19 protein-coding genes are annotated in these 18,791 nt (G+C 63.6%); 14 read left to right on the top strand and 5 right to left on the bottom strand.

Annotated features, from left to right (window positions below):
* Window positions 1-4: 4 nt before the first annotated feature.
* The 4 genes from C8K66_RS21900 (at window position 5) to dacB (ending at window position 5,407) form a co-directional block, all read left to right on the top strand.
* The gene (locus tag C8K66_RS21900; protein WP_026140234.1) at window positions 5-280 is read left to right on the top strand and encodes a GIY-YIG nuclease family protein; all 276 of its coding nucleotides are present in this window, start codon (window positions 5-7) and stop codon (window positions 278-280) included.
* A 76-nt stretch (window positions 281-356) separates the two neighbouring features.
* Window positions 357-1,292 carry a glutathione S-transferase family protein gene (locus C8K66_RS21895; protein WP_017848670.1) on the top strand — a complete coding sequence of 312 codons (936 nt, stop codon included), beginning with the start codon at window positions 357-359 and terminating at the stop codon, window positions 1,290-1,292.
* A gap of 111 nt (window positions 1,293-1,403) precedes the next feature.
* A complete protein-coding gene (locus C8K66_RS21890; protein ID WP_108525918.1) occupies window positions 1,404-3,818 on the top strand; it encodes a TonB-dependent receptor in 2,415 nt (804 codons plus the stop codon).
* Between the two features lie 131 nt (window positions 3,819-3,949).
* Complete coding sequence (gene dacB, locus C8K66_RS21885; protein ID WP_108525934.1) at window positions 3,950-5,407, top strand: D-alanyl-D-alanine carboxypeptidase/D-alanyl-D-alanine-endopeptidase; 1,458 nt, start codon at window positions 3,950-3,952, stop codon at window positions 5,405-5,407.
* Window position 5,408: 1 nt separating this feature from the next.
* Here dacB and C8K66_RS21880 read toward each other — a convergent pair whose 3' ends face one another.
* Window positions 5,409-6,188: an IclR family transcriptional regulator gene (locus C8K66_RS21880; RefSeq protein ID WP_046384607.1), complete on the bottom strand. Its 780-nt coding sequence runs from the start codon at window positions 6,186-6,188 to the stop codon at window positions 5,409-5,411.
* A gap of 119 nt (window positions 6,189-6,307) precedes the next feature.
* On the opposite strand from C8K66_RS21880, the gene hmgA reads away from it, so the two are divergent.
* Genes hmgA through maiA form a run of 3 tightly spaced genes read left to right on the top strand, consistent with a single transcriptional unit; the run spans window position 6,308 to window position 9,528 of the window.
* Window positions 6,308-7,591 carry a homogentisate 1,2-dioxygenase gene (gene hmgA, locus C8K66_RS21875; RefSeq protein WP_046488623.1) on the top strand — a complete coding sequence of 428 codons (1,284 nt, stop codon included), beginning with the start codon at window positions 6,308-6,310 and terminating at the stop codon, window positions 7,589-7,591.
* 3 nt (window positions 7,592-7,594) lie between these two features.
* Entirely contained in the window at window positions 7,595-8,881 is a 1,287-nt protein-coding gene (gene fahA / locus C8K66_RS21870; protein WP_108525916.1) for a fumarylacetoacetase, read from the top strand.
* 11 nt (window positions 8,882-8,892) lie between these two features.
* Window positions 8,893-9,528, top strand: coding sequence for a maleylacetoacetate isomerase (gene maiA / locus C8K66_RS21865; protein ID WP_057004295.1), 636 nt, complete (start codon window positions 8,893-8,895; stop codon window positions 9,526-9,528).
* Window positions 9,529-9,543: 15 nt separating this feature from the next.
* Here the strand turns inward: maiA and C8K66_RS21860 are convergent, their stop codons facing one another.
* Complete coding sequence (locus C8K66_RS21860) at window positions 9,544-10,347, bottom strand: SirB1 family protein (RefSeq protein ID WP_046488617.1); 804 nt, start codon at window positions 10,345-10,347, stop codon at window positions 9,544-9,546.
* A 185-nt stretch (window positions 10,348-10,532) separates the two neighbouring features.
* Here C8K66_RS21860 and C8K66_RS21855 point away from each other — a divergent pair, with 185 nt between their 5' ends.
* Entirely contained in the window at window positions 10,533-11,552 is a 1,020-nt protein-coding gene (locus C8K66_RS21855) for a Glu/Leu/Phe/Val dehydrogenase dimerization domain-containing protein (RefSeq protein WP_017848678.1), read from the top strand.
* 55 nt (window positions 11,553-11,607) lie between these two features.
* Here the strand turns inward: C8K66_RS21855 and C8K66_RS21850 are convergent, their stop codons facing one another.
* A complete protein-coding gene (locus tag C8K66_RS21850) occupies window positions 11,608-11,868 on the bottom strand; it encodes a YebG family protein (protein ID WP_010564043.1) in 261 nt (86 codons plus the stop codon).
* A gap of 248 nt (window positions 11,869-12,116) precedes the next feature.
* Between C8K66_RS21850 and C8K66_RS21845 the strand changes: the two genes are divergently transcribed.
* Entirely contained in the window at window positions 12,117-12,602 is a 486-nt protein-coding gene (locus C8K66_RS21845) for a phosphate-starvation-inducible protein PsiE (protein ID WP_046384603.1), read from the top strand.
* Here C8K66_RS21845 and C8K66_RS21840 read toward each other — a convergent pair.
* A complete protein-coding gene (locus tag C8K66_RS21840) occupies window positions 12,599-12,916 on the bottom strand; it encodes a DUF3509 domain-containing protein (RefSeq protein ID WP_046384602.1) in 318 nt (105 codons plus the stop codon). The genes C8K66_RS21845 and C8K66_RS21840 overlap by 4 nt on opposite strands.
* 569 nt (window positions 12,917-13,485) lie before the next feature.
* Here C8K66_RS21840 and C8K66_RS21835 point away from each other — a divergent pair.
* Window positions 13,486-13,896 carry an HPF/RaiA family ribosome-associated protein gene (locus C8K66_RS21835; protein WP_046384600.1) on the top strand — a complete coding sequence of 137 codons (411 nt, stop codon included), beginning with the start codon at window positions 13,486-13,488 and terminating at the stop codon, window positions 13,894-13,896.
* A 54-nt stretch (window positions 13,897-13,950) separates the two neighbouring features.
* Here the strand turns inward: C8K66_RS21835 and C8K66_RS21830 are convergent, their stop codons facing one another.
* Complete coding sequence (locus C8K66_RS21830) at window positions 13,951-15,471, bottom strand: MFS transporter (protein ID WP_057004301.1); 1,521 nt, start codon at window positions 15,469-15,471, stop codon at window positions 13,951-13,953.
* A gap of 106 nt (window positions 15,472-15,577) precedes the next feature.
* Between C8K66_RS21830 and C8K66_RS21825 the strand changes: the two genes are divergently transcribed.
* From C8K66_RS21825 to C8K66_RS21810, 4 genes are all read left to right on the top strand, one after another.
* Window positions 15,578-16,489 (top strand): LysR family transcriptional regulator, encoded by a 912-nt coding sequence (locus C8K66_RS21825; RefSeq protein WP_026139741.1) that lies wholly within the window; start codon window positions 15,578-15,580, stop codon window positions 16,487-16,489.
* A gap of 96 nt (window positions 16,490-16,585) precedes the next feature.
* A complete protein-coding gene (locus C8K66_RS21820) occupies window positions 16,586-16,888 on the top strand; it encodes a DUF3649 domain-containing protein (protein WP_046384598.1) in 303 nt (100 codons plus the stop codon).
* A complete protein-coding gene (locus C8K66_RS21815) occupies window positions 16,885-18,459 on the top strand; it encodes a PepSY domain-containing protein (RefSeq protein ID WP_108525914.1) in 1,575 nt (524 codons plus the stop codon). The genes C8K66_RS21820 and C8K66_RS21815 overlap by 4 nt, the downstream gene beginning before the upstream one ends.
* Entirely contained in the window at window positions 18,460-18,786 is a 327-nt protein-coding gene (locus C8K66_RS21810; protein ID WP_108525912.1) for a DUF3325 domain-containing protein, read from the top strand.
* Window positions 18,787-18,791: the final 5 nt, after the last annotated feature.

Raw genomic sequence — 18,791 nt, 5'->3', positions numbered from 1 at the left:
ACCCGTGACTGATCTTCCTGAACCCAAGCCCTGGTTCGTGTACCTGGTGCGTGCCGCCAACGGCTCGCTGTATTGCGGCATCAGCAATGATCCGCTGCGCCGGTTTGCCTCCCATCAAAGCGGCAAGGGCGCGCGGTTCTTCCTCTCCAGCCCCGCCGTCGCGCTGGTGTACACCGAGCAGTGTGCGAGCAAGGGCGAGGCGCTGCGCCAGGAACGCTTGATCAAAAAACTGAAGAAGAGCGCCAAGGAATGCCTGGCGGCGAGTGGCTCATTGACCTGATTGATGGGGGCCTATTTCACCCACGCGTGATTTTGCAGGCTAAGCTGAATGCTCATTTAATTGAGCGGAGCCTGGCATGTCTGAGTTGATCCTGCACCACTACCCGCAATCCCCTTTCGCGGAAAAAGCCCGCCTGCTCCTGGGCTTCAAGGGCTTGTCCTGGCGCTCGGTGCTGATCTCGCCGGTGATGCCCAAGCCTGACCTGATCGCCCTCACCGGCGGCTATCGCAAGACTCCGGTGCTGCAGATCGGCGCCGACATCTACTGTGACACAGCACTGATCGCGCACCGCCTGGAACAGGAAAAAGCCGGGCCGGCGCTGTTTCCCCAAGGCCTGGAACTGGTCGCCCAGGGGTTCGCCGCCTGGGCCGATTCGGTGGTGTTCGCCCATGCCGTGGCCTTGGTATTCCAGCCCGAATCCCTGGCGGCCAAGTTCGCCAAAGTGCCGCCCGAAATGCTCAAAGTGCTGGTGGCCGATCGTGCCAAGCTGTTCAGCGGCGGCACCGCAGCCCGTCTGCATCTGGAGCAGGCCAAGCATCAATGGCCGGCGATCATCAGCCGCATCGACCAGCAATTGCAGCACCAAGAGGGAGATTTTCTGTTCGGTGAGCCTTCGATTGCCGACTTTGCCCTGGCCCATCCGCTGTGGTTCCTCAAAGGCTCGGTGGTGACCGCGCCGTTGGTTGACGCACATCCCGCCGTTGCCACCTGGCTCGACCGGGTGCTGAGCTTTGGCCATGGCACCGCCACCGAGATGAGCACCGAGCAAGCCCTTGACGTAGCGCGTCACGCCACCCCGGCGGCGTTGCCCGCTGAAGTGTTCGAGGACTTGAATGGCTTCACGGCCGGCCAGCAGGTGAGCATTGCGGCCACCGACTACGGTACCGACCCGGTGCTCGGTGAGTTGTTGTTTGCCGGCCGCGAAGAACTGATCCTGCGCCGTACCGACGAACGCGGCGGCACCGTGCATGTTCACTTCCCGCGCCTGGGTTTTTGCATTCAGGCGCAATAAAACCGGATTATTTTCAACCGGAGGTGAGGTAAACCCGACGCCCATCCGTGTAGTGCTTGAAACTGCGATCTATTCGCATTAACAGCGTTTTCTACACGGGTGCTCACAAGCATGAAATCGACGGCGGGCGGTTGGGTTAAACAGTGGCTGGGAGCCTCGGTCTTGACGGTATCGGGGCTGGCACTGCTGCCCCTGAGTGTGGCGCAGGCGCAGGAACAACAAAGTGCCCAGTTCAACTTTGCCCTGGCGGCCAAGCCGCTGCCCCAGGCGCTCAGTGATTTCAGCCGGGTCACCGGGCTCAGTGTGATCTACACCGACGAAGCCCCCTACGGCCTCAATGCCCCGGCCGTCAGCGGCCCGATGAGCGCGACCCAGGCCCTGCAACGCCTGTTGGGCGGCTCCGGTTTTACCTTCCGCCAGATCGACGCCCGCACCCTGGCCCTGGAGCCGGTGCCCAGCGACGGCGCGCTGAACCTGGGCGCCACCACCATCAGCGCGGTCGCCGAACCCGCTGACAGCACCAGCTACCAGCCGCCACCCACCAGCTCGGTCATGCGTTCCCGTGGCCTGCTGCTGGAGACCCCGCAAACCGTCAACGTAGTGCCCGCCCAAGTGCTGCGTGATCAACAACCGCGCAACCTGGATGACGCCCTGGCCAATATCAGCGGCATCACCCAGGCCAACACCCTCGGCAGCACCCAGGATGCGGTGATGCTGCGCGGCTTTGGCGACAACCGTAACGGTTCGATCATGCAGGACGGCATGCCCGTGGTGCAGGGCCGGGCGCTGAACGCTACGGCCGAACGGGTTGAAGTGCTCAAGGGCCCGTCGTCGCTGCTGTATGGCATCCAGGACCCGGGCGGCGTGGTCAATATCGTCAGCAAAAAGCCGCAGTTGCTGCAGTCCACCTCCTTGACTGTCCGTGGCTCCACCTTCGGCAACGGCAAGAACGGCAGCGGCGGCAACCTCGACACCACGGGGCCCATCGGCGACAGCGGGCTGGCGTATCGCCTGATCGTCGACCACGAGGACGAAGACTACTGGCGCAACTACGGCACTCACCGCGAGAGCCTGATCGCGCCATCCCTGGCCTGGTATGGCGACACCACCCAGGTGGTGTTCGCATACGAACACCGCGAGTTTCTCTCGCCGTTCGACCGGGGCACCGCCATCGACCCCAAGACCAATCACCCGTTGGACATCCCCGCCACCCGGCGCCTGGATGAGCCGTTCAACAACATGGAAGGCCGCTCCGACCTGTATCGCTTGGAGGCCGATCACGACCTGAACGACGATTGGAAGGCGCACGTCGGCTACAGCTGGAACCGCGAAACCTATGACGCCAGCCAGGTGCGCGTCGCCTCGGTGAATGCCGACGGCACCTTGACCCGCAGCATGGACGGCACGCGTGGCGCACTGACCACCGACCGCTTCGCCACGGCCAGCCTGGAAGGCAAGGTCAAGCTGGGCGGCATGCAGCATGACCTGGTGTTCGGCCTCGACGATGAGTACCGCAAGATCTATCGCGCCGAACTGATCCGCCAGGCGCAGCGCAGTGCCTTCAGCTACGTCAATCCGGTGTATGGCAACGATGTGCAAGGCACCACGGTGAGCGCCAAGGACAGCGCGCAGACCGACTTGCTGCGCAGTGACTCACTGTTCTTCCAGGATGCGATTCACCTGACCGACCAGTGGATTCTGGTGGGTGGCGCGCGCTATCAGATGTACGACCAATACGCCGGCAAAGGCGTGCCGTTCAAGGCCAATACCGACGGCAATGGCCAGAAATGGGTGCCGCGTGCCGGCCTGGTGTACCGCTACACCGACGAGCTGTCGTTTTACGGCAGCTACACCGAGTCGTTCAAACCCAACTCGACCATTGCCGCGCTGAACGATGGCAGCGTGCTTCAGGGCGACCTGCAGCCGGAGCAATCCAAGGCCTGGGAGCTGGGGACCAAACTCGACATACCGGGGCGCATCACCGCCAGCGCGGCGCTGTTCGATATCACCAAGCGCAACGTGCTGGTGTCCGTCGGCTCCGGTGTCGACACGGTCTACAGCGTGGCCGGCGAAGTGCGCTCCCGTGGCCTGGAGCTGGACGCCAGCGGCCAGCTCAGCGAGCGCTGGAGCCTGATCGGCAGCTATGCCTATACCGATGCCGAAGTCACCAAAGACCCGGCGCTGCAAGGCAAGCGCCTGCAGAACGTGGCCAAGCACACCGGTTCGTTGTCGGCGGTGTACGACGTCGGCAGCTTGATCGGCGGGGATGATCTGCGCGTCGGTGCTGGCGCGCGTTACGTCGGCCAGCGCGAAGGCGATGCGAATAACAGCTTCAATCTGCCGGGTTATACCGTGGCCGATGTGTTCGCCTCCTACAACACCAAAATCGAAGGGCAGAAGGTCAAGTTCCAGCTCAACGTGAAGAACCTGTTCGATCGCACCTACTACACCTCGGCGGCCAGCCGGGTGTTTGTGTCGATGGGGGATGCGCGGCAGGTGTCGGTGTCCAGCACGCTGGAGTTCTGAGCCGGCGGCGAGGGCAGTGGTCGAGCCTGTCAGGGGCGCTTCGCCCCCCCAGCGCGAGCACGCTCTCTCGCCACAAACGGCATGAGCTGTTAGCGTTGCCGCCACTGACGGCTTTGCGGAAAACGGTACTGATGCGGTTTGCACGAGGGTTACACACCAGCGCGATGCTGGTCGGCTTGAGCGTTTTATTGGGGGGCTGCGCCAGCGTTGCGCCGACCGCCGGCCCTTCAACCCTGGACCGCCTGTTGGCCGACCCGGCCCTCAATGGCGCCACGGTTTCACTCGTGGTGCGCGACGCCCGCAGCGGCAACACGCTTTATCAACACAACCCGCGCACGCGGCTGGTGCCGGCCTCCAACCTCAAGCTGCTGACCACCGCAGCGGCGATGGACGTGCTGGGCCCGCAGTATCGGTTTTCCACCCAACTGCTGAGCAACGGCACGCAGCAAGGCGAACGCCTGAACGGCAACCTGTACCTGCGCGGCCTGGGCGACCCGACCACGCAGTTCGCCGATTACCAGGCACTCGCCGCGCAACTGGCGAGCCAGGGCGTGCGTCAGGTGCAGGGCGACCTGGTGTTCGACGACAGCTGGTTCGATGCACAGCGCCTCGGCGTGGATTGGGCTCAGGACGATGAAAGCACCTACTACGGCGCGCAGATTTCGGCGCTGACCGTGTCACCCAATTCTGATTTTGATGCGGGCACCTTGATGGTCACCGCCACCGCGCCCATGAGCCCCGGCCAGCCGGTCAGTGTGGCGATCAACCCGGCGACCGATTACGTGCAACTGAGCAACCGCGCGGTGAGCGGCCCCGGCAACAGCTATGGGATCACGCGCCAGCACGGCACCAACCTGCTGCAACTCACGGGCGCGCTGGCGCCGGGCAAGCACAGCCGGCAATGGGTGAGTGTGTGGGAACCGACGCAACTGGTGGCCAATCTGTTTGAACAGGCATTGGCGCAGCAGGGCATCCAGGTGCTGGGCCGTCGAGTGATCGGGGGCAGCAGTCCGGCGACGGCGCGGCTGCTGGCGGAGCATCAATCGGCCCCGTTGCAGGAACTGATCACGCCGCTGCTCAAACTTTCGAACAACAACATGTCCGAAGCCTTGCTCAAGGCCATGGGCCGCCAGACCACGAACGCCGGAACCGCGCAGGCGGGCGTGGCGGCGGTGGCGGCCTTCATGCGGCGCCAGGGGTTGGACCCGGCGAGCCTGAATCAGGTGGACGGTTCGGGGTTGTCGCGGCGCAATCTGGTGTCGGCGCAGACGCTCACCGACCTGCTGCTGGCGACGTCCAGGCAACCCTGGTTCGACGCGTGGTACAACGCCTTGCCGATTGCCGGCAACCCCGCGCGCATGAGCGGCGGCAGCCTGCGTTATCGCCTGCGCGGCACGCCGGCGCAAGACAACCTGCATGCCAAGACCGGCTCCATGGGCGGCGTGTCGTCATTGAGCGGTTACCTCACCGACGCCCACGGGCGGCGCCTGGTGTTTTCGATGATCAGCAACAACTACCTGAGCGACGCCGCACCGGTCCGCGCTCTGGAGAACCGCCTGGCGGTCGCCCTGACGCAATGGCGCGACTGACTCAGGGCTGGTAGCCCATCCGCCAACTCACCGCCCGGGTCGCCGCCAGCAGGCGCTGCGCCGCCGGGCCGTCTTCATCGGCATGGAACAGCGAGGTGGGGCCGACCACGGTCATCACCGCCGCCACCTGGCCGACCGCGTTGAACACCGGCGCCGACAACGCATCCACACCCGGCATCAGCAGGCCATGCACAAAGTGCAAGCCACGCGCGCGGATCTGTTCGCAGGCGCTGGCGTAGGCCTGGTCGTCCGCCAGAGCGTGGGCGATGCCCGCCTGGATCTCGCGCTCGCGCAATTCGATGGTTTCCCGCGCTGGCAAAAAGGCGCTGAACACCAGCCCGGTGGATGAACTGAGCAGCGGCAACACCGAACCCAACTGCGTCACCACGGTGACCGCGCGCACCGCCGGTTCGATCTGCACCACGGTCGCACCCTGGTTGCCCCACACCGCCAGGAAGCAGGTTTCATTCAATTCGTCGCGCAGCTCGGCCAGGGGCAGGGCGCCGACTTTGAGCACGTCCATGCTGCCCAGTGCGGCGAGGCCTACGCGCAACGCTTCGCGACCCAGACCGTAATGGTTGGTGGCGCTGTTCTGCTCGGCGAACCCCGACGCGATCAGGGCCTGGAGATAGCGGTGAACCTTGCTCGCCGGCATCTGCACATGCTCGGCCAGGCGCGACAGCGAGGTGGAGGGCGACAGTTCGGCCAGGGCCTTGAGGATGTCGGTGCCCACTTCGGCCGAGCGGACTTTCTGTTTACCGGTGTCGCGGGGCTTTTCCATGGGGCAACGGGAATCCGAGAGATGAGTGGGCGTCTTTATAGCTTGACGGTCGACAGCGATCAAATTACGTTATGCGTAACTGGATTACGATAAAAACAACTTCCGTCAGAGGATGATCCATGAACCTCGAATACCTCTCGGGCTTCGGCAATGAATTCGCCAGCGAAGCCCTGCCCGGCGCGCTGCCGGTCGGCCAGAACTCCCCGCAAAAAGCGCCTTACGGCCTGTACACCGAACTCTTCTCCGGCACGGCCTTCACCATGGTGCGCAGTGAAGCGCGCCGTACCTGGCTGTATCGCATCCAGCCGTCGGCCCATCATCCGGCGTTCGTCAAACTGGAGCGACAACTGGCTGGTGGGCCGCTGGGCGCGGTGACGCCGAATCGGCTGCGTTGGGACCCATTGGCGATACCGAGCGAGCCGACCGACTTCATCGATGGCCTGGTCGCCATGGCGGCCAATGCCGGGGCGGAGCAACCGTCGGGCATCAGCATTTACCATTACGGCGCCAACCGTTCGATGCAGCGCGTGTTCTTCAACGCCGATGGCGAGCTGTTGATCGTGCCCGAGCAGGGCCGCTTGCGTATCGCCAGCGAACTCGGGGTGTTGGAGGTCGAGCCGTTGGAAATCGTCGTGCTGCCACGCGGCCTGAAGTTCCGTGTCGAACTGCTGGATGCGCAGGCGCGCGGTTATGTCGCCGAAAACCACGGCGCCCCGCTGCGCCTGCCGGACCTCGGCCCGATCGGCAGCAACGGCCTGGCCAACCCGCGTGATTTTCTGACCCCGGTTGCCCACTACGAAGACCGCCAGCAGCCGACGACCCTGGTGCAGAAATTCCTCGGCGAACTGTGGGCCTGCGAACTCGACCATTCGCCCCTCGACGTCGTGGCCTGGCATGGCAACAACGTGCCGTACAAATACGACCTGCGTCGGTTCAATACGATCGGCACGGTGAGTTTCGATCACCCCGACCCGTCGATCTTCACCGTATTGACCTCGCCCACCAGCGTGCATGGCTTGGCCAACCTCGATTTCGTGATCTTCCCGCCGCGCTGGATGGTGGCCGAGAACACCTTCCGGCCGCCGTGGTTCCACCGCAACCTGATGAACGAATACATGGGCCTGATCCAGGGGGCCTACGACGCCAAGGCCGAAGGCTTCCTGCCCGGTGGCGCGTCGTTGCACAGCTGCATGAGCGCCCACGGCCCGGATGGCGAGACCTGCACCAAGGCGATCAATGTCGAGCTGGCCCCGCACAAGATCGACGACACCATGGCGTTCATGTTCGAGACCAGCCAAGTGCTGCGCCCGACGCGCTTCGCCCTGGACTGCCCGCAACTACAATCTGCTTATGATGCGTGCTGGGCCTCGCTGCCCGTCACCTTCGACCCGAACCGGAGATAACCCATGACGCAATCAACGCTCGCCCGCAGTTGGGTCACCAGCGCCAACGGTCATCGTGATTTTCCCCTGCAAAACCTGCCGCTGGGGGTGTTCAGCATCAACGGCGCGGCGCCGCGCAGTGGCGTGGCGATCGGTGACTGCATTCTCGACCTGCTGGCCGCCCGCGATGCGTTTGACGGTGAAGCGCTGCGCGCCGTCGATGCCACTGCCGGCGGGCAGTTGAACGCGTTCTTCGAGCTGGGCCGTGGCCCGCGCGTGGCCTTGCGCGAGCGCCTGTTGGCATTGCTCGGGGAGGGCAGCCCGCTGCAAGCACGCGAGGCCGAAGTGCTGCACCGCGCCGCCGATTGCCAGATGCACCTGCCCGCCAAGATCAATGACTACACCGACTTCTATGTCGGCATCGAACACGCGCAGAACGTCGGCAAACTGTTCCGCCCCGACAACCCGCTGCTGCCCAACTACAAGTACGTGCCGATCGGTTATCACGGCCGTGCATCGACCATTCGCCCGTCCGGCACCGAGGTGCGCCGCCCCAAAGGCCAGACCCTGCCGGCCGGCCAGACCGAGCCGACCTTCGGCCCCTGCGCGCGGCTGGACTACGAGTTGGAGCTGGGCATCTGGATCGGCCAGGGCAATGCCATGGGCGACTCGATTGCCATTGGCGAGGCGGCCGAGCACATTGCCGGTTTCTGCCTGCTCAACGACTGGTCGGCGCGGGATATCCAGGCCTGGGAGTACCAGCCGTTGGGGCCGTTCCTGTCGAAGAGTTTTATCACCAGTATCTCGCCGTGGGTGCTGACGGCCGAAGCGCTGGCGCCGTTCCGCCAGGCACAACCGGCTCGTCCCGCAGGCGATCCGCAGCCGCTGCCGTACCTGCTGGATCAAGGCGATCAGGCGGCGGGCGCGTTCAATATCGAGCTGGAGGTGCTGCTGACCACGGCGTCGATGCGTGAACAGAACCTGCCGGCCCAGCGCCTGACCCTGAGCAACACCCAGTACATGTACTGGACCGTGGCGCAAATGGTTGCGCATCACAGCGTCAATGGCTGCCAGTTGCAGGCCGGCGATCTGTTCGGTTCGGGCACCTTGTCCGGGCCGCAGCCGGGGCAGTTCGGCAGCCTGCTGGAGATCACCGAGGGTGGCAAGAAGCCAATTGAACTGGCGTCGGGCGAGGTGCGTAAATTCCTCGAAGACGGTGATGAAATCATCCTGCGCGGCCGTTGCAGCCGTGACGGTTTTGCCTCCATCGGCTTCGGCGAATGCCGTGGCACGGTGGTCGCGGCGCGCTGAGGGGCAGGGCGATGGAGCTTTACACTTACTATCGGTCTACCGCGTCGTACCGGGTACGGATCGCGCTGGCGCTCAAGGGCCTGGACTTCACCGCCGTGCCGGTCAACCTTGTGGCGCCGGCGGGCGGCGCCCATCGCCAGCCGGAGTACCTGGCGATCAACCCACAAGGTCGCGTCCCGGCGCTGCGCACCGATGACGGCGAACTGTTGATCCAGTCGTCGGCGATCATCGAATACCTGGAGGAATGTTATCCACAGGTGCCGCTGCTGTCCCAGGACCTGGCAGCCCGCGCCCATGCGCGCGCGGTGGCGTCGATCATCGCCTGCGACATTCACCCGCTGCACAACTCCAGCACCCAGAACCTGTTGCGCCAGTGGGGCCACGATGAAACCCAGGTGCTGGCCTGGATCGGTCATTGGATCAGCCAGGGCTTGGACGCGGTCGAGCAGTTGATTGGCGATCACGGGTTTTGCTTTGGCGAGCAGCCGGGGCTGGCGGATGCGTTTCTGATTCCGCAGCTGTATGCCGCCGAGCGCTTCAAGGTGGCGTTGGCGGGGTATCCGCGTATCGGGCGGGTGGCGGCTTTGGCGGCGCAGCATCCGGCGTTTATCCAGGCGCACCCTGCCAACCAGCCTGATACACCCTAGACGCGCTCGTTGTGTTCAGTGAATCACCGAGTTGGGCGGCAAGTGGCCCAGCCGCTGGGTCAGGCGCAGGCGCTGGATCGGGTCTTCGCTGAGCAGCAGCGCGTGCTCCAGGTCGAAACGCTCGGCGCTTGGGCAGTCCAGGCGTTGATACAGGCTGGCCCGCGCCAGGTAATCGGCGGCGCTGGCATGGCCCAGTTCCAGCACGCGCTCGGCGTCGACCAGGGCGGCCAGCGGGTCGTCATTGGAGAGGTACAACTGGCGCAGGTTGCGCGACAGTCGTTGCAGGATCGAGCGTGGGCTGGCGGTGCGCAGGTGGTCGGCTTGCAGCTTGAGGTCGGGGCCGTATTGGCGTTGCAACAGTTCGCGGCAATCGTTGGGGTACAGGCGTCGGCCGCCGCAAGGGTCGAGCAGGTGATCGGCGCCGGGTACCCGCAGCAGGAAGTGGCCGGGGAAGTTGACGCCGACCATCGGGATATTCAGGCGTTGCGCCAGTTCCATCGCGATCAGCCCCATGGCCAGGGGTTGTCCGCGCTTGCGCTGCAACACCTTGTCCAGCAGCGCGGCGGCGGGGCGCAGCGGGGTGAAGTCATCCTGGGCGAACCCGAGGTCATTCAGGCGTCGCAGCAACGGCTGGCCGAGCTCATCCGCCGGCAACAGGGGCATGCCCAGGCTGACCTGCTGTTGCAGCACGTTGAGCTCCTGCAGGATCAACAGCGGTTGCACCGTTGGGTCATGCTCGGCCGCAATCCACAGCGCAGCTTCAAACAGCGCAGGGGGCGAACGTTCCAGGCAGGCGAAAAAGGCGTGACGGGGGTTCATTGCATTCTCCGGCGGATGCTCCCGTTTTAGCCTTGCTGAGAATTTTCGTCCAGTAGCTTGAGAGATATCCTACTTGCTTATGTCGCAGGCCCCGCAAAACCGGGTGGCTTATTCCCGCGCACTTCGGCAGTTTTCTGCCGCAGGCCTATACTTGGCGACACCAGAAGTGATTCGGGAGCTTGACGATGTTTGCTCTCATGCACAGCACCCGCCTTGAATCGCTGCACCTAAGCATCGACCCGACGACCGGGTTGAAGGCGATCATAGCCATCCACAACAGCCGCCTGGGGCCTGCCCTGGGTGGTTGCCGTTACCTCGCATATCCCGACGACGAAAGCGCGGTGGCCGACGCCGCACGCCTGGCCCAAGGCATGAGCTACAAGGCCGCCCTGGCGGGTTTGCCGGTAGGCGGTGGTTGCGCCGTGATCCTGCGCCCCGCCCATGTGGAAAGCCGCGCAGCCCTGTTTGAAGCCTTCGGGCGATGTGTCGAGCAACTTGATGGCCGCTATATCACCGCCATCGACAGCGGCACCTCGGTGGCCGACATGGATTGCATTGCCCAGCAAACCCGCTTCGTCACCAGCACCACCGCCGCCGGCGACCCTGCGCCCCATGCCGCCATGGGCGTATTCGCCGGTATCCGCACCACCGCGATGGCGCGCCTGGGCAGCGACAATCTCGAAGGCTTGCGCGTGGCGATCCAGGGCCTGGGCAACGTCGGTTACGCCCTCGCCGAACAACTGCATGCCGCCGGCGCCGAACTGCTGGTCAGCGACATCGACCAAGGCAAAGTGCAACTGGCCATGGAGCAACTCGGCGCACACCCGATCGCCAATGACGCCTTGCTCAGCACCCCCTGCGACATCCTCGCGCCCTGCGGCCTCGGCGCCGTGTTCAATCGCAACAGCGTCGGCCAACTGCGTTGCGCCGCCGTGGCCGGTTCCGCCAGTGCGCAACTGACCAACCTGCAAGTCGCCGACCAGTTGGAAGGGCGCGGCATCCTCTACGCCCCGGACTATGTGATCAACTCCGGTGGCCTGATCTACGTCGCCCTCAAACACAGCGGCGCCGAACTGCCGACCATCACCGCGCACCTGTCGAACATCGGCACGCGCCTGACCGAAATCTTCGCCCACGCCCAGGCCGAAAAACGCTCCCCCGCACGGGTCGCCGATGAACTGGCCGAGCGCCTGCTTTACCGCTAGCCCACGCATTAAAAAGGCCCTGAATCATCGATTCAGGGCCTGTTCAATTCGGGCTTTATTCCGCCGGCGGGTTCAGCAACTCGGACAGCGCGTCCGGTTGGCTCTTGAACGCCTTGGCAAAGACATCGCGGTTTTTCGCCATGTAGATCCCGGCCTCTTCAACCTGCTGCTCGCTCAACGACGGCACGGCTTTTTGCAACACTTCTGCGAGCAACTCAGCGAGTTCAAGCATCTTGTCATGACGGTCAGCTTCGGCTTTATCCATGAACAAACGCTCCAGATCTCGGCTGCTGCGGTATACCACTTCGACGGCCATTCACCACCTCACATGCCTTCACGATAGTTGTCTTTTGCGACTACTGTATTTATATACAGCTAAAAGGGTAAGCCAAACCGTGGGGTTTGGGTAGCAGTTTTTTAATGTAGCCCGGAAATACAGGTTTGGAGTGTCTCATGTCACCCCGCCATCATCTTACCCCTGCCGCTGGCCTTTTTTCTGCATGCAGAACAACCGTCACGTCCAAGCGGCACTATCCGGTCGAGCCGACCTAAGGAAGCATCATCGTGAAAATCAATTGGGCCGAAAAGCTGCGTCAGAATGTCCACGGGCTGGCCGAGTCTCTGGGCAATCTGTTTGTCGAGACGTTCCACTACCTGGCGTTGTTCGCTATCGGTGCGGTGACCGCCTGGGCGGCGGTGATGGAATTTCTGGGGATGCTGGAGAACGGGCACATCAAGATCGATGACATCTTGCTGTTGTTCATCTACCTGGAATTGGGCGCCATGGTCGGGATTTACTTCAAGACCAACCACATGCCGGTGCGCTTCCTGATCTACGTGGCGATCACCGCGCTGACGCGTCTGCTGATCTCCAACGTGTCCCACCACAACCCGCCGGACATCGGCATCATCTACCTGTGCGGCGGGATTCTGTTGTTGGCGTTCTCGATTCTGGTGGTGCGCTACGCGTCGTCGGCGTTTCCCTCGGTGAAGGTGCAAGGCCCGCACCGCAAGGGCGAGAGCCCTGAAACAGAGAAAGGCGAGCTTTAAAGCCTGGCGCTCAAGGGCTGGGCGCGGGTGGGCGGTCGCTGCAACAGCTTGTGACTGTCCCCGTCCGTCATCACTGCCAGGATTTCCATGGCGCTGTGGCCCTGCTCGATGGCAATGCCGAACTGGATGCTTTGCACCAGGCGCTTGAGCCGTTGCGGGTCGTTGCGTTGTGCGGCGCTGATCATGCGCTTGACCACCACGCCCTGCTCATTCGAGAGGGTCAGCATGATGCTGCCATCCAGGCGCTGGATGCTCAGGTTGACCCGGTATTGTGGGGTGAAGGTGTCGGTGATGATCTGAAAAGGATTGTCCATGGTGCGTTACCGCCTGATAAGAACATGCAGTCATTGACGACCGAGGTCTGGATTAGTTCGCGTTGCCTGACCACCGGCCACTCCGTCGCTGAGGGTTCACAACATCCGTTTGCCTCATCAGCTGTACAGCAAGGGCCGTGCCGTACAGCGACCTGTCTGACGCTGGAACACACCTGTCGGAGAGGGCTGGCCCGCGATTGCGGGGGATCAGCTCATGAATCCTCGGCTGAGAGACGGCTATCGCGGGCGAGCCGGTTCCCACATGGGTTGGCGTCGTGCTTTGTTTCAGGGCAATAGCGAGAATGCGGTGCATGATTGGTCGGCGGCGCAAGCAGGCACGCGCGGGGCAACGATGAAGATTGCGGGGCATAGGAAGATGTAACTAACTCCCCACCCTACCAGCGTTTTTGCTTGTAGTCAGGGTTAATTTGTAATGTGGGATTTATCTTTGCAAAGGGGTTGAATTGTTTCTCTGACTGCTCAATTGTGTAATCAAGAGGTCATGGTTTCACCACCCCGGTGTTGCAGTTTGTGACCTCTCGCGAGCTAGCTGAAATAAGGGAAGAACTATGCAAATCCAAGTCAATAGCGATAACCATATTGAAAGCAGCATCCGACTGGAGGAGTGGGTACGTAATACCATTGAAAGCACGCTCGAACGTTATGAAGAAGACCTGACCCGCGTTGAGGTCTACCTGCGGGATGAGAACGGCGACAAGCCCGGTCCCCACGATTTAAGCTGCCGCCTGGAAGCACGGCCAAAGGGCCATCAACCGCTTTCGGTGCTGCATAAAGCCGATACGCTGGAACTGGCGATCGACGGTGCCGCGACCAAGCTGGACCATGCGTTGGAACACCTGTTCGGCAAACTGCAAGGCAAGCCACGCGCTGCCGCGAAAAATGTGCCGGCCAACAAAGTGAATGATGACGCGCTTGAAGAGGAATTCCTGGAAAACGAAAACGCTGCAATTAACAGCTGACAGTTTTTTCATTCCCCACTGAGAACGGGCCTGCAGATGCAGGCCCGTTTTTGTTTACCTGCTGCGTCGGAAAAAATACCCGCTCAACCACGCCAACCCACACGCCCCTACGCCCGCAAACAACATCGCCCAACCTGCGCCGTGGCGCAGCGCCGCTTGGGCATCCGCGCGCGCCAGCCCCATCGAGCTCAGCACTTCCAGCTTGCCCGCTGCAATGTGCTGACTGATCGCGGGCCAATCCAGTGCGCTGGTTTCGGGCAGCACTTCGGCCAGTTGATGGCTGATCCCCAGCAAGAGCACCAAACCCATCAGCGCAATATTCAGCGCCAGGGTGATCAGCCGCGCACTGAGGTCGATACCCGAGGCCATGCCGGCGCGATCCGCCGAGACCGAGCCGGTGGTGGTGTTGGTGGTCGGTGAGTTGGTCAGCGCCAAGCCCACGCCGGCCATCGCGCAACTGAACAGCACCAGCACGATGTTTGGATGCGCGGCGCCATTGGCGGCGGCCATGGCCAGAAAGCCGGTGCCCATCACCCCCAGGCCCAGCGGGATGATGCGTGCGGCGCCGTAGCGCAGGGCCAGGCGTTCGGCCAGCGGCGGTACCAGCAAGGTGGGCAGGGTATAGGCGAGCAGGGCGCTGCCGGTGGTCAGGGTGTCGTAGCCCAGGCCCGCCTGGAAGTACAACGGCAGGTAGATCATGAACGGCCAGAAGCTGAAGTTCATGCCGATCGACCCCATCAACGCGCCGTTGAAGCGTTGGATGCGAAACACCGAAAAATCGAACATCGGATGGGCGCTGCGCCGCTCAATCAAGCTGAACAGCAGCAGCGCGGCCAGCGACAGGCCGGCCCAGCCCAGCATGGCCGGTGCGCCAAAGCCATTCTCGGTGCCTTGGGTGATGAAATAAACCAACGCAAACACCGACAGCGTCAAGGTGAGCATGCCGGCGATATCGAGGCGATGGCTGGCCGGGTCGCGCGACTCCTGCACGCTGACATGCAGCAGCACCAGAGTCAGCAAGGTCAGCGGCACATGTACGAGAAACACCCAGCGCCAGTCCGCCACCGCCAGGATCAACGCCCCGACCATCGGCCCGAAGCCCAGGCCCAGGCCCGCGATCACGCCCCACACCGCAAAAGCCCGCGCCCGCGCCGCCGGTTCACGGAACTGGTGCGACAAAATCGCGAACTGGCAGATCATCATCGCCCCGGCGCCCACGCCCTGGACGAAACGCGCCGTGATCAGCTGGGACGCGTCTTCAGCCAGCCCGCAGGCCAGCGAGGCCAAGCCAAACAGCCACAGGCACAGCACCAGCATGCGTCGCCGGCCAAAGCGGTCGGCCAGCGTGCCGGCAGCCATCAGTACGCTGGTGCAGGCCAGGGTGTAGGCGTTCATGATCCATTGGGCATCCTGGAAACCCGTGCCCAATTGTTGTTCCAGCGTGGGCAGGATCACCGGCACGCTGGAGATTTCCAGGCCGAACATCAGCGCCACCAGGCACACGGCGGTGAGGGCGAGCGCGTTTCTGGCGGAGCTTGATGGGCTGACAGCCGATACAGCGACGGCGGGAGGCATGGGGTCTTCCTTTCGAGAGGTGGAGCGTGTCATTCTCGCGGGAAGTAGATTCTTTATTCGTGACAAGTTTTCCTTCAATCAGGGAATCAAAGGCGACAATTACAGCATGGCCACCCCACGTTTTGATGGCGTTGAACTCTTTCTGCAGATCGTCGAGAGCGGCAACCTGACCGAAGCCGCCGAACGGCTGAACCTCACCCGTTCGGCCGTGGGCAAAGGCTTGGCGCGCCTCGAGGCGCGCCTGGGCACGTGCCTGTTGCAGCGCTCCACCCGCCGTCAGCGGTTGACTGAGGACGGGCAGGCTTATTACGAGCATTGCCTGCGCGCGCTGGCCGAGCTGGAAGCGGCCGAATCCGTGCTCGAAAGCGGTCGGCAGCAGCCTCGCGGGCGCTTGAGGGCGAGCTTGCCGCTGGCTTTCGGGCATCACTACGCGGCGCCGGCGTTGTGGGGCTTGCTGGACCGTTTTGCGCAGTTGGAGATTGATATTTCGTTTTCTGACCGGCTGATCGACGTGGCCCAGGAAGGCTTCGACCTGGCGGTGCGAATCGGCGCGTTACCCGACACCGACCGCTTGAGCGCGCGGCGCCTGGGCGAACAGGCCATCGGCCTGGCGGCGGCGCCGGCGTATTTGCGCCGCGTCGGTCGAATCGAGTGTCTCGAAGATTTGGCCGGGCACCGCGGCATTGCCTACCGCTGCAATGCGCCGCGCCTGGAGTGGGAACTCAATGATGCCCAAGGCCGCCCGCACCGCGCGCGGGTCGCCTCGCCGCTGATGATGGACGACCTCCAGGCCGTGGCCGATGCCGCCATCGCTGGCGTGGGCCTGGCCTGGTTGCCGAGCTGGCTGATCGCGCACTATGTGCTGCGCGGGCAGTTGGAAGCGGTACTGCCGAGCTACCGCGAGCAACCCGCGCCGATCCATGTGATCTGGCCCACCGCGGCGCACATGCCGGCCAAGACGCGCTGCGCCATCGACGCCCTGGTCGCGGGCACCCCGAGTTGCCTGGCGGGCAGCTAGATCTCACGCCTTCGAGCAGGTGATTCATCCGTTCTCTTTTGCTTATGAGAATATTTATCATTAATATTGCGCTCTGATGAACCTGGCGCTCCCCGCATGAAAAGCAAAACCTCGCTTCCCGCCGCTTACCGCCTCGCTGTCACGTCACGCGCATTGGCCGCTGTGGTCGGCGGCTATCTGATGGCGTCTCTGGCCGCCGTCTGCCTGGCGCTGTGGCTGCCCACGTCCCGCGCCGACGCAGTGATCACCGGGATGATGAGTTCGTTTGTGTTCTACCTGTTGGCGGTGCTGTGGTGCTTTGCCTGCCGCACGGCATGGCGTGCATGGTGTGGCGTGATGCTGCCGAGCGCGTTGTTCGCGACCCTGGCAGGTGTGGGTGTATGGATGGCACGCACATGAAAGAAGGATTCCGCCAGGCCATGGCCTGGTTGCACACTTGGGCCGGACTGATCTTTGGCTGGCTGCTGTTTGCGATTTTCCTGACGGGCACCTTGTCGTATTTCAAGGATGAAATCAGCCATTGGACCCAGCCCGAAGTGCAGGCCAGGCCGTTGGACGATGGGCGCAGCCTCGCGGTGGCCCAAGCCTACCTGCAGCGGCAGGCGCCCACCGCCGCGCGCTGGATTATCACCTTGCCGAACAGCCGCGACCCTGGCCTGTCGGTGATGTGGCAAGACAAGGTCGACCCGGGCAAACGCGGCAACTTCATCCAGAAAGTCCTCGACCCGGTCAGCGGCCAAGCCGTGCAAGCCCGCGAAAGCATGGGCGGCGAGTTCTTCTATCGCTTCCACTTCCAGCTGCAAATGCCGTACCCCTGGGGCCGCTGGTTATCCACCTTCGCCGCGATGGTGATGTTGGTCGCGTTGATCACCGGCATCATCACCCACAAAAAAATCTTCAAGGACTTCTTCACCTTCCGCCCCCGCAAGGGCCAGCGCTCCTGGCTCGACGGGCATAACGCCGTGGGCGTGCTGGTGCTGCCGTTTCATTTGATGATCACCTACAGCAGCCTGGTGATCTTCATGAGCATGGTCATGCCGGCCCCGATCGTGGCCTCTTACGGCAACGACAGCCGGGCCTTCTTCAACGAGGTGTTCCCCGCCACCGACAACGCCCCGGCGCTGGGCCAGCCCGGCACATTGTTGCCGTTGCTGCCGATGTACGAACAGGCGCGGGCGCAGTGGGCGGGCGGGCATGTCGGGCGCTTGGTGGTGAATAACCCGAGTGATGCGAATGCCTCGGTCAATGTGGTCCGCGCCGGCGCCGACCGCGTGGTGCATGATTTCGGCAGCACCGTGTCGTTCAACGGCAGTACCGGCGAGCGGCTGCGGGTCAGCGCCGAGCAATCGCTGCCGGCGGCGATCGGTGGCAGTTTCTATGGCCTGCACATGGGCCGTTTCGCCGGCCCGGTGTTGCGCTGGCTGTACTTTATCTGTGGGCTGGCGGGCACCGCGATGATCGGCACCGGCCTGGTGATCTGGCTCGGCAAGCGCCAGCTCAAGCACGCCAAAACCGGCGGCATGCCGTTTGAGCTGCGCCTGGTCGAAGTGCTCAATATCGCCAGCATGTCCGGGTTGTTGATCGCCATCGCGGCGTTCTTCTGGGCCAACCGTTTGTTGCCGGTGAGCTTCGCCCAGCGCGCCGACTGGGAAGTGCAAATGTTCTTTATCGCGTGGGGCCTGAGCCTGTTGCACGCCATGCTGCGCCGAGGGCGCCAGGCCTGGGTCGAGCAACTGAGCGTTGGCGCGCTGTTGTTTGGCGCGATCCCTGCGCTCAACGCGCTGACCACCTCGCACCACTTGGGCGTGTCACTGGCGACGGGCGACTGGGCCATGGCCGGCTTCGACCTGACGTGCCTGGGCAGCGGGGTATTCCTCGCCTGGGCCGCCTGGAAGATGCACCACCGCACGGCGCCCCAGCCCAAGGCCGAACGGGCGCGCGCGCTCACTCTCAAACCGGAGGCGCATTGAATGCTGCTTGCATGGCTGATGTGCTACGTCGGGTTTACCGCACTGTGCCTGTCCACCGACCGTCACCATGGCGAACTGCTGCGCAGCAAGCCGTCGCCGCGCCGCCGCCTGGGGTTGCGCGCGGTCGGTGGGGGGGGCTTGACGCTATCGATCTGGCCAGCGGTGGCTGCCTCGGGGTGGGCCCAAGGCCTGGTGGAGTGGTGCGCGGTGTTGATGCTCAGCGCGCTGCTGCTGGTGCTGCTGTTGCCGTATTGGCCGAGGTTGGCCTTGAGCCTGGCGGGCGTCGGCCTGCTGGCCGGTCCCGTCGCAGCCTTTGCCACCCTGTGAGCCGC

This window comes from Pseudomonas sp. GV105 (assembly GCF_003058185.1).
Taxonomy (GTDB): domain Bacteria; phylum Pseudomonadota; class Gammaproteobacteria; order Pseudomonadales; family Pseudomonadaceae; genus Aquipseudomonas; species Aquipseudomonas veronii.
The sequence above is the reverse complement of the archived record's forward strand: the minus strand, read 5'-3'. Positions and strand labels throughout refer to the sequence as shown.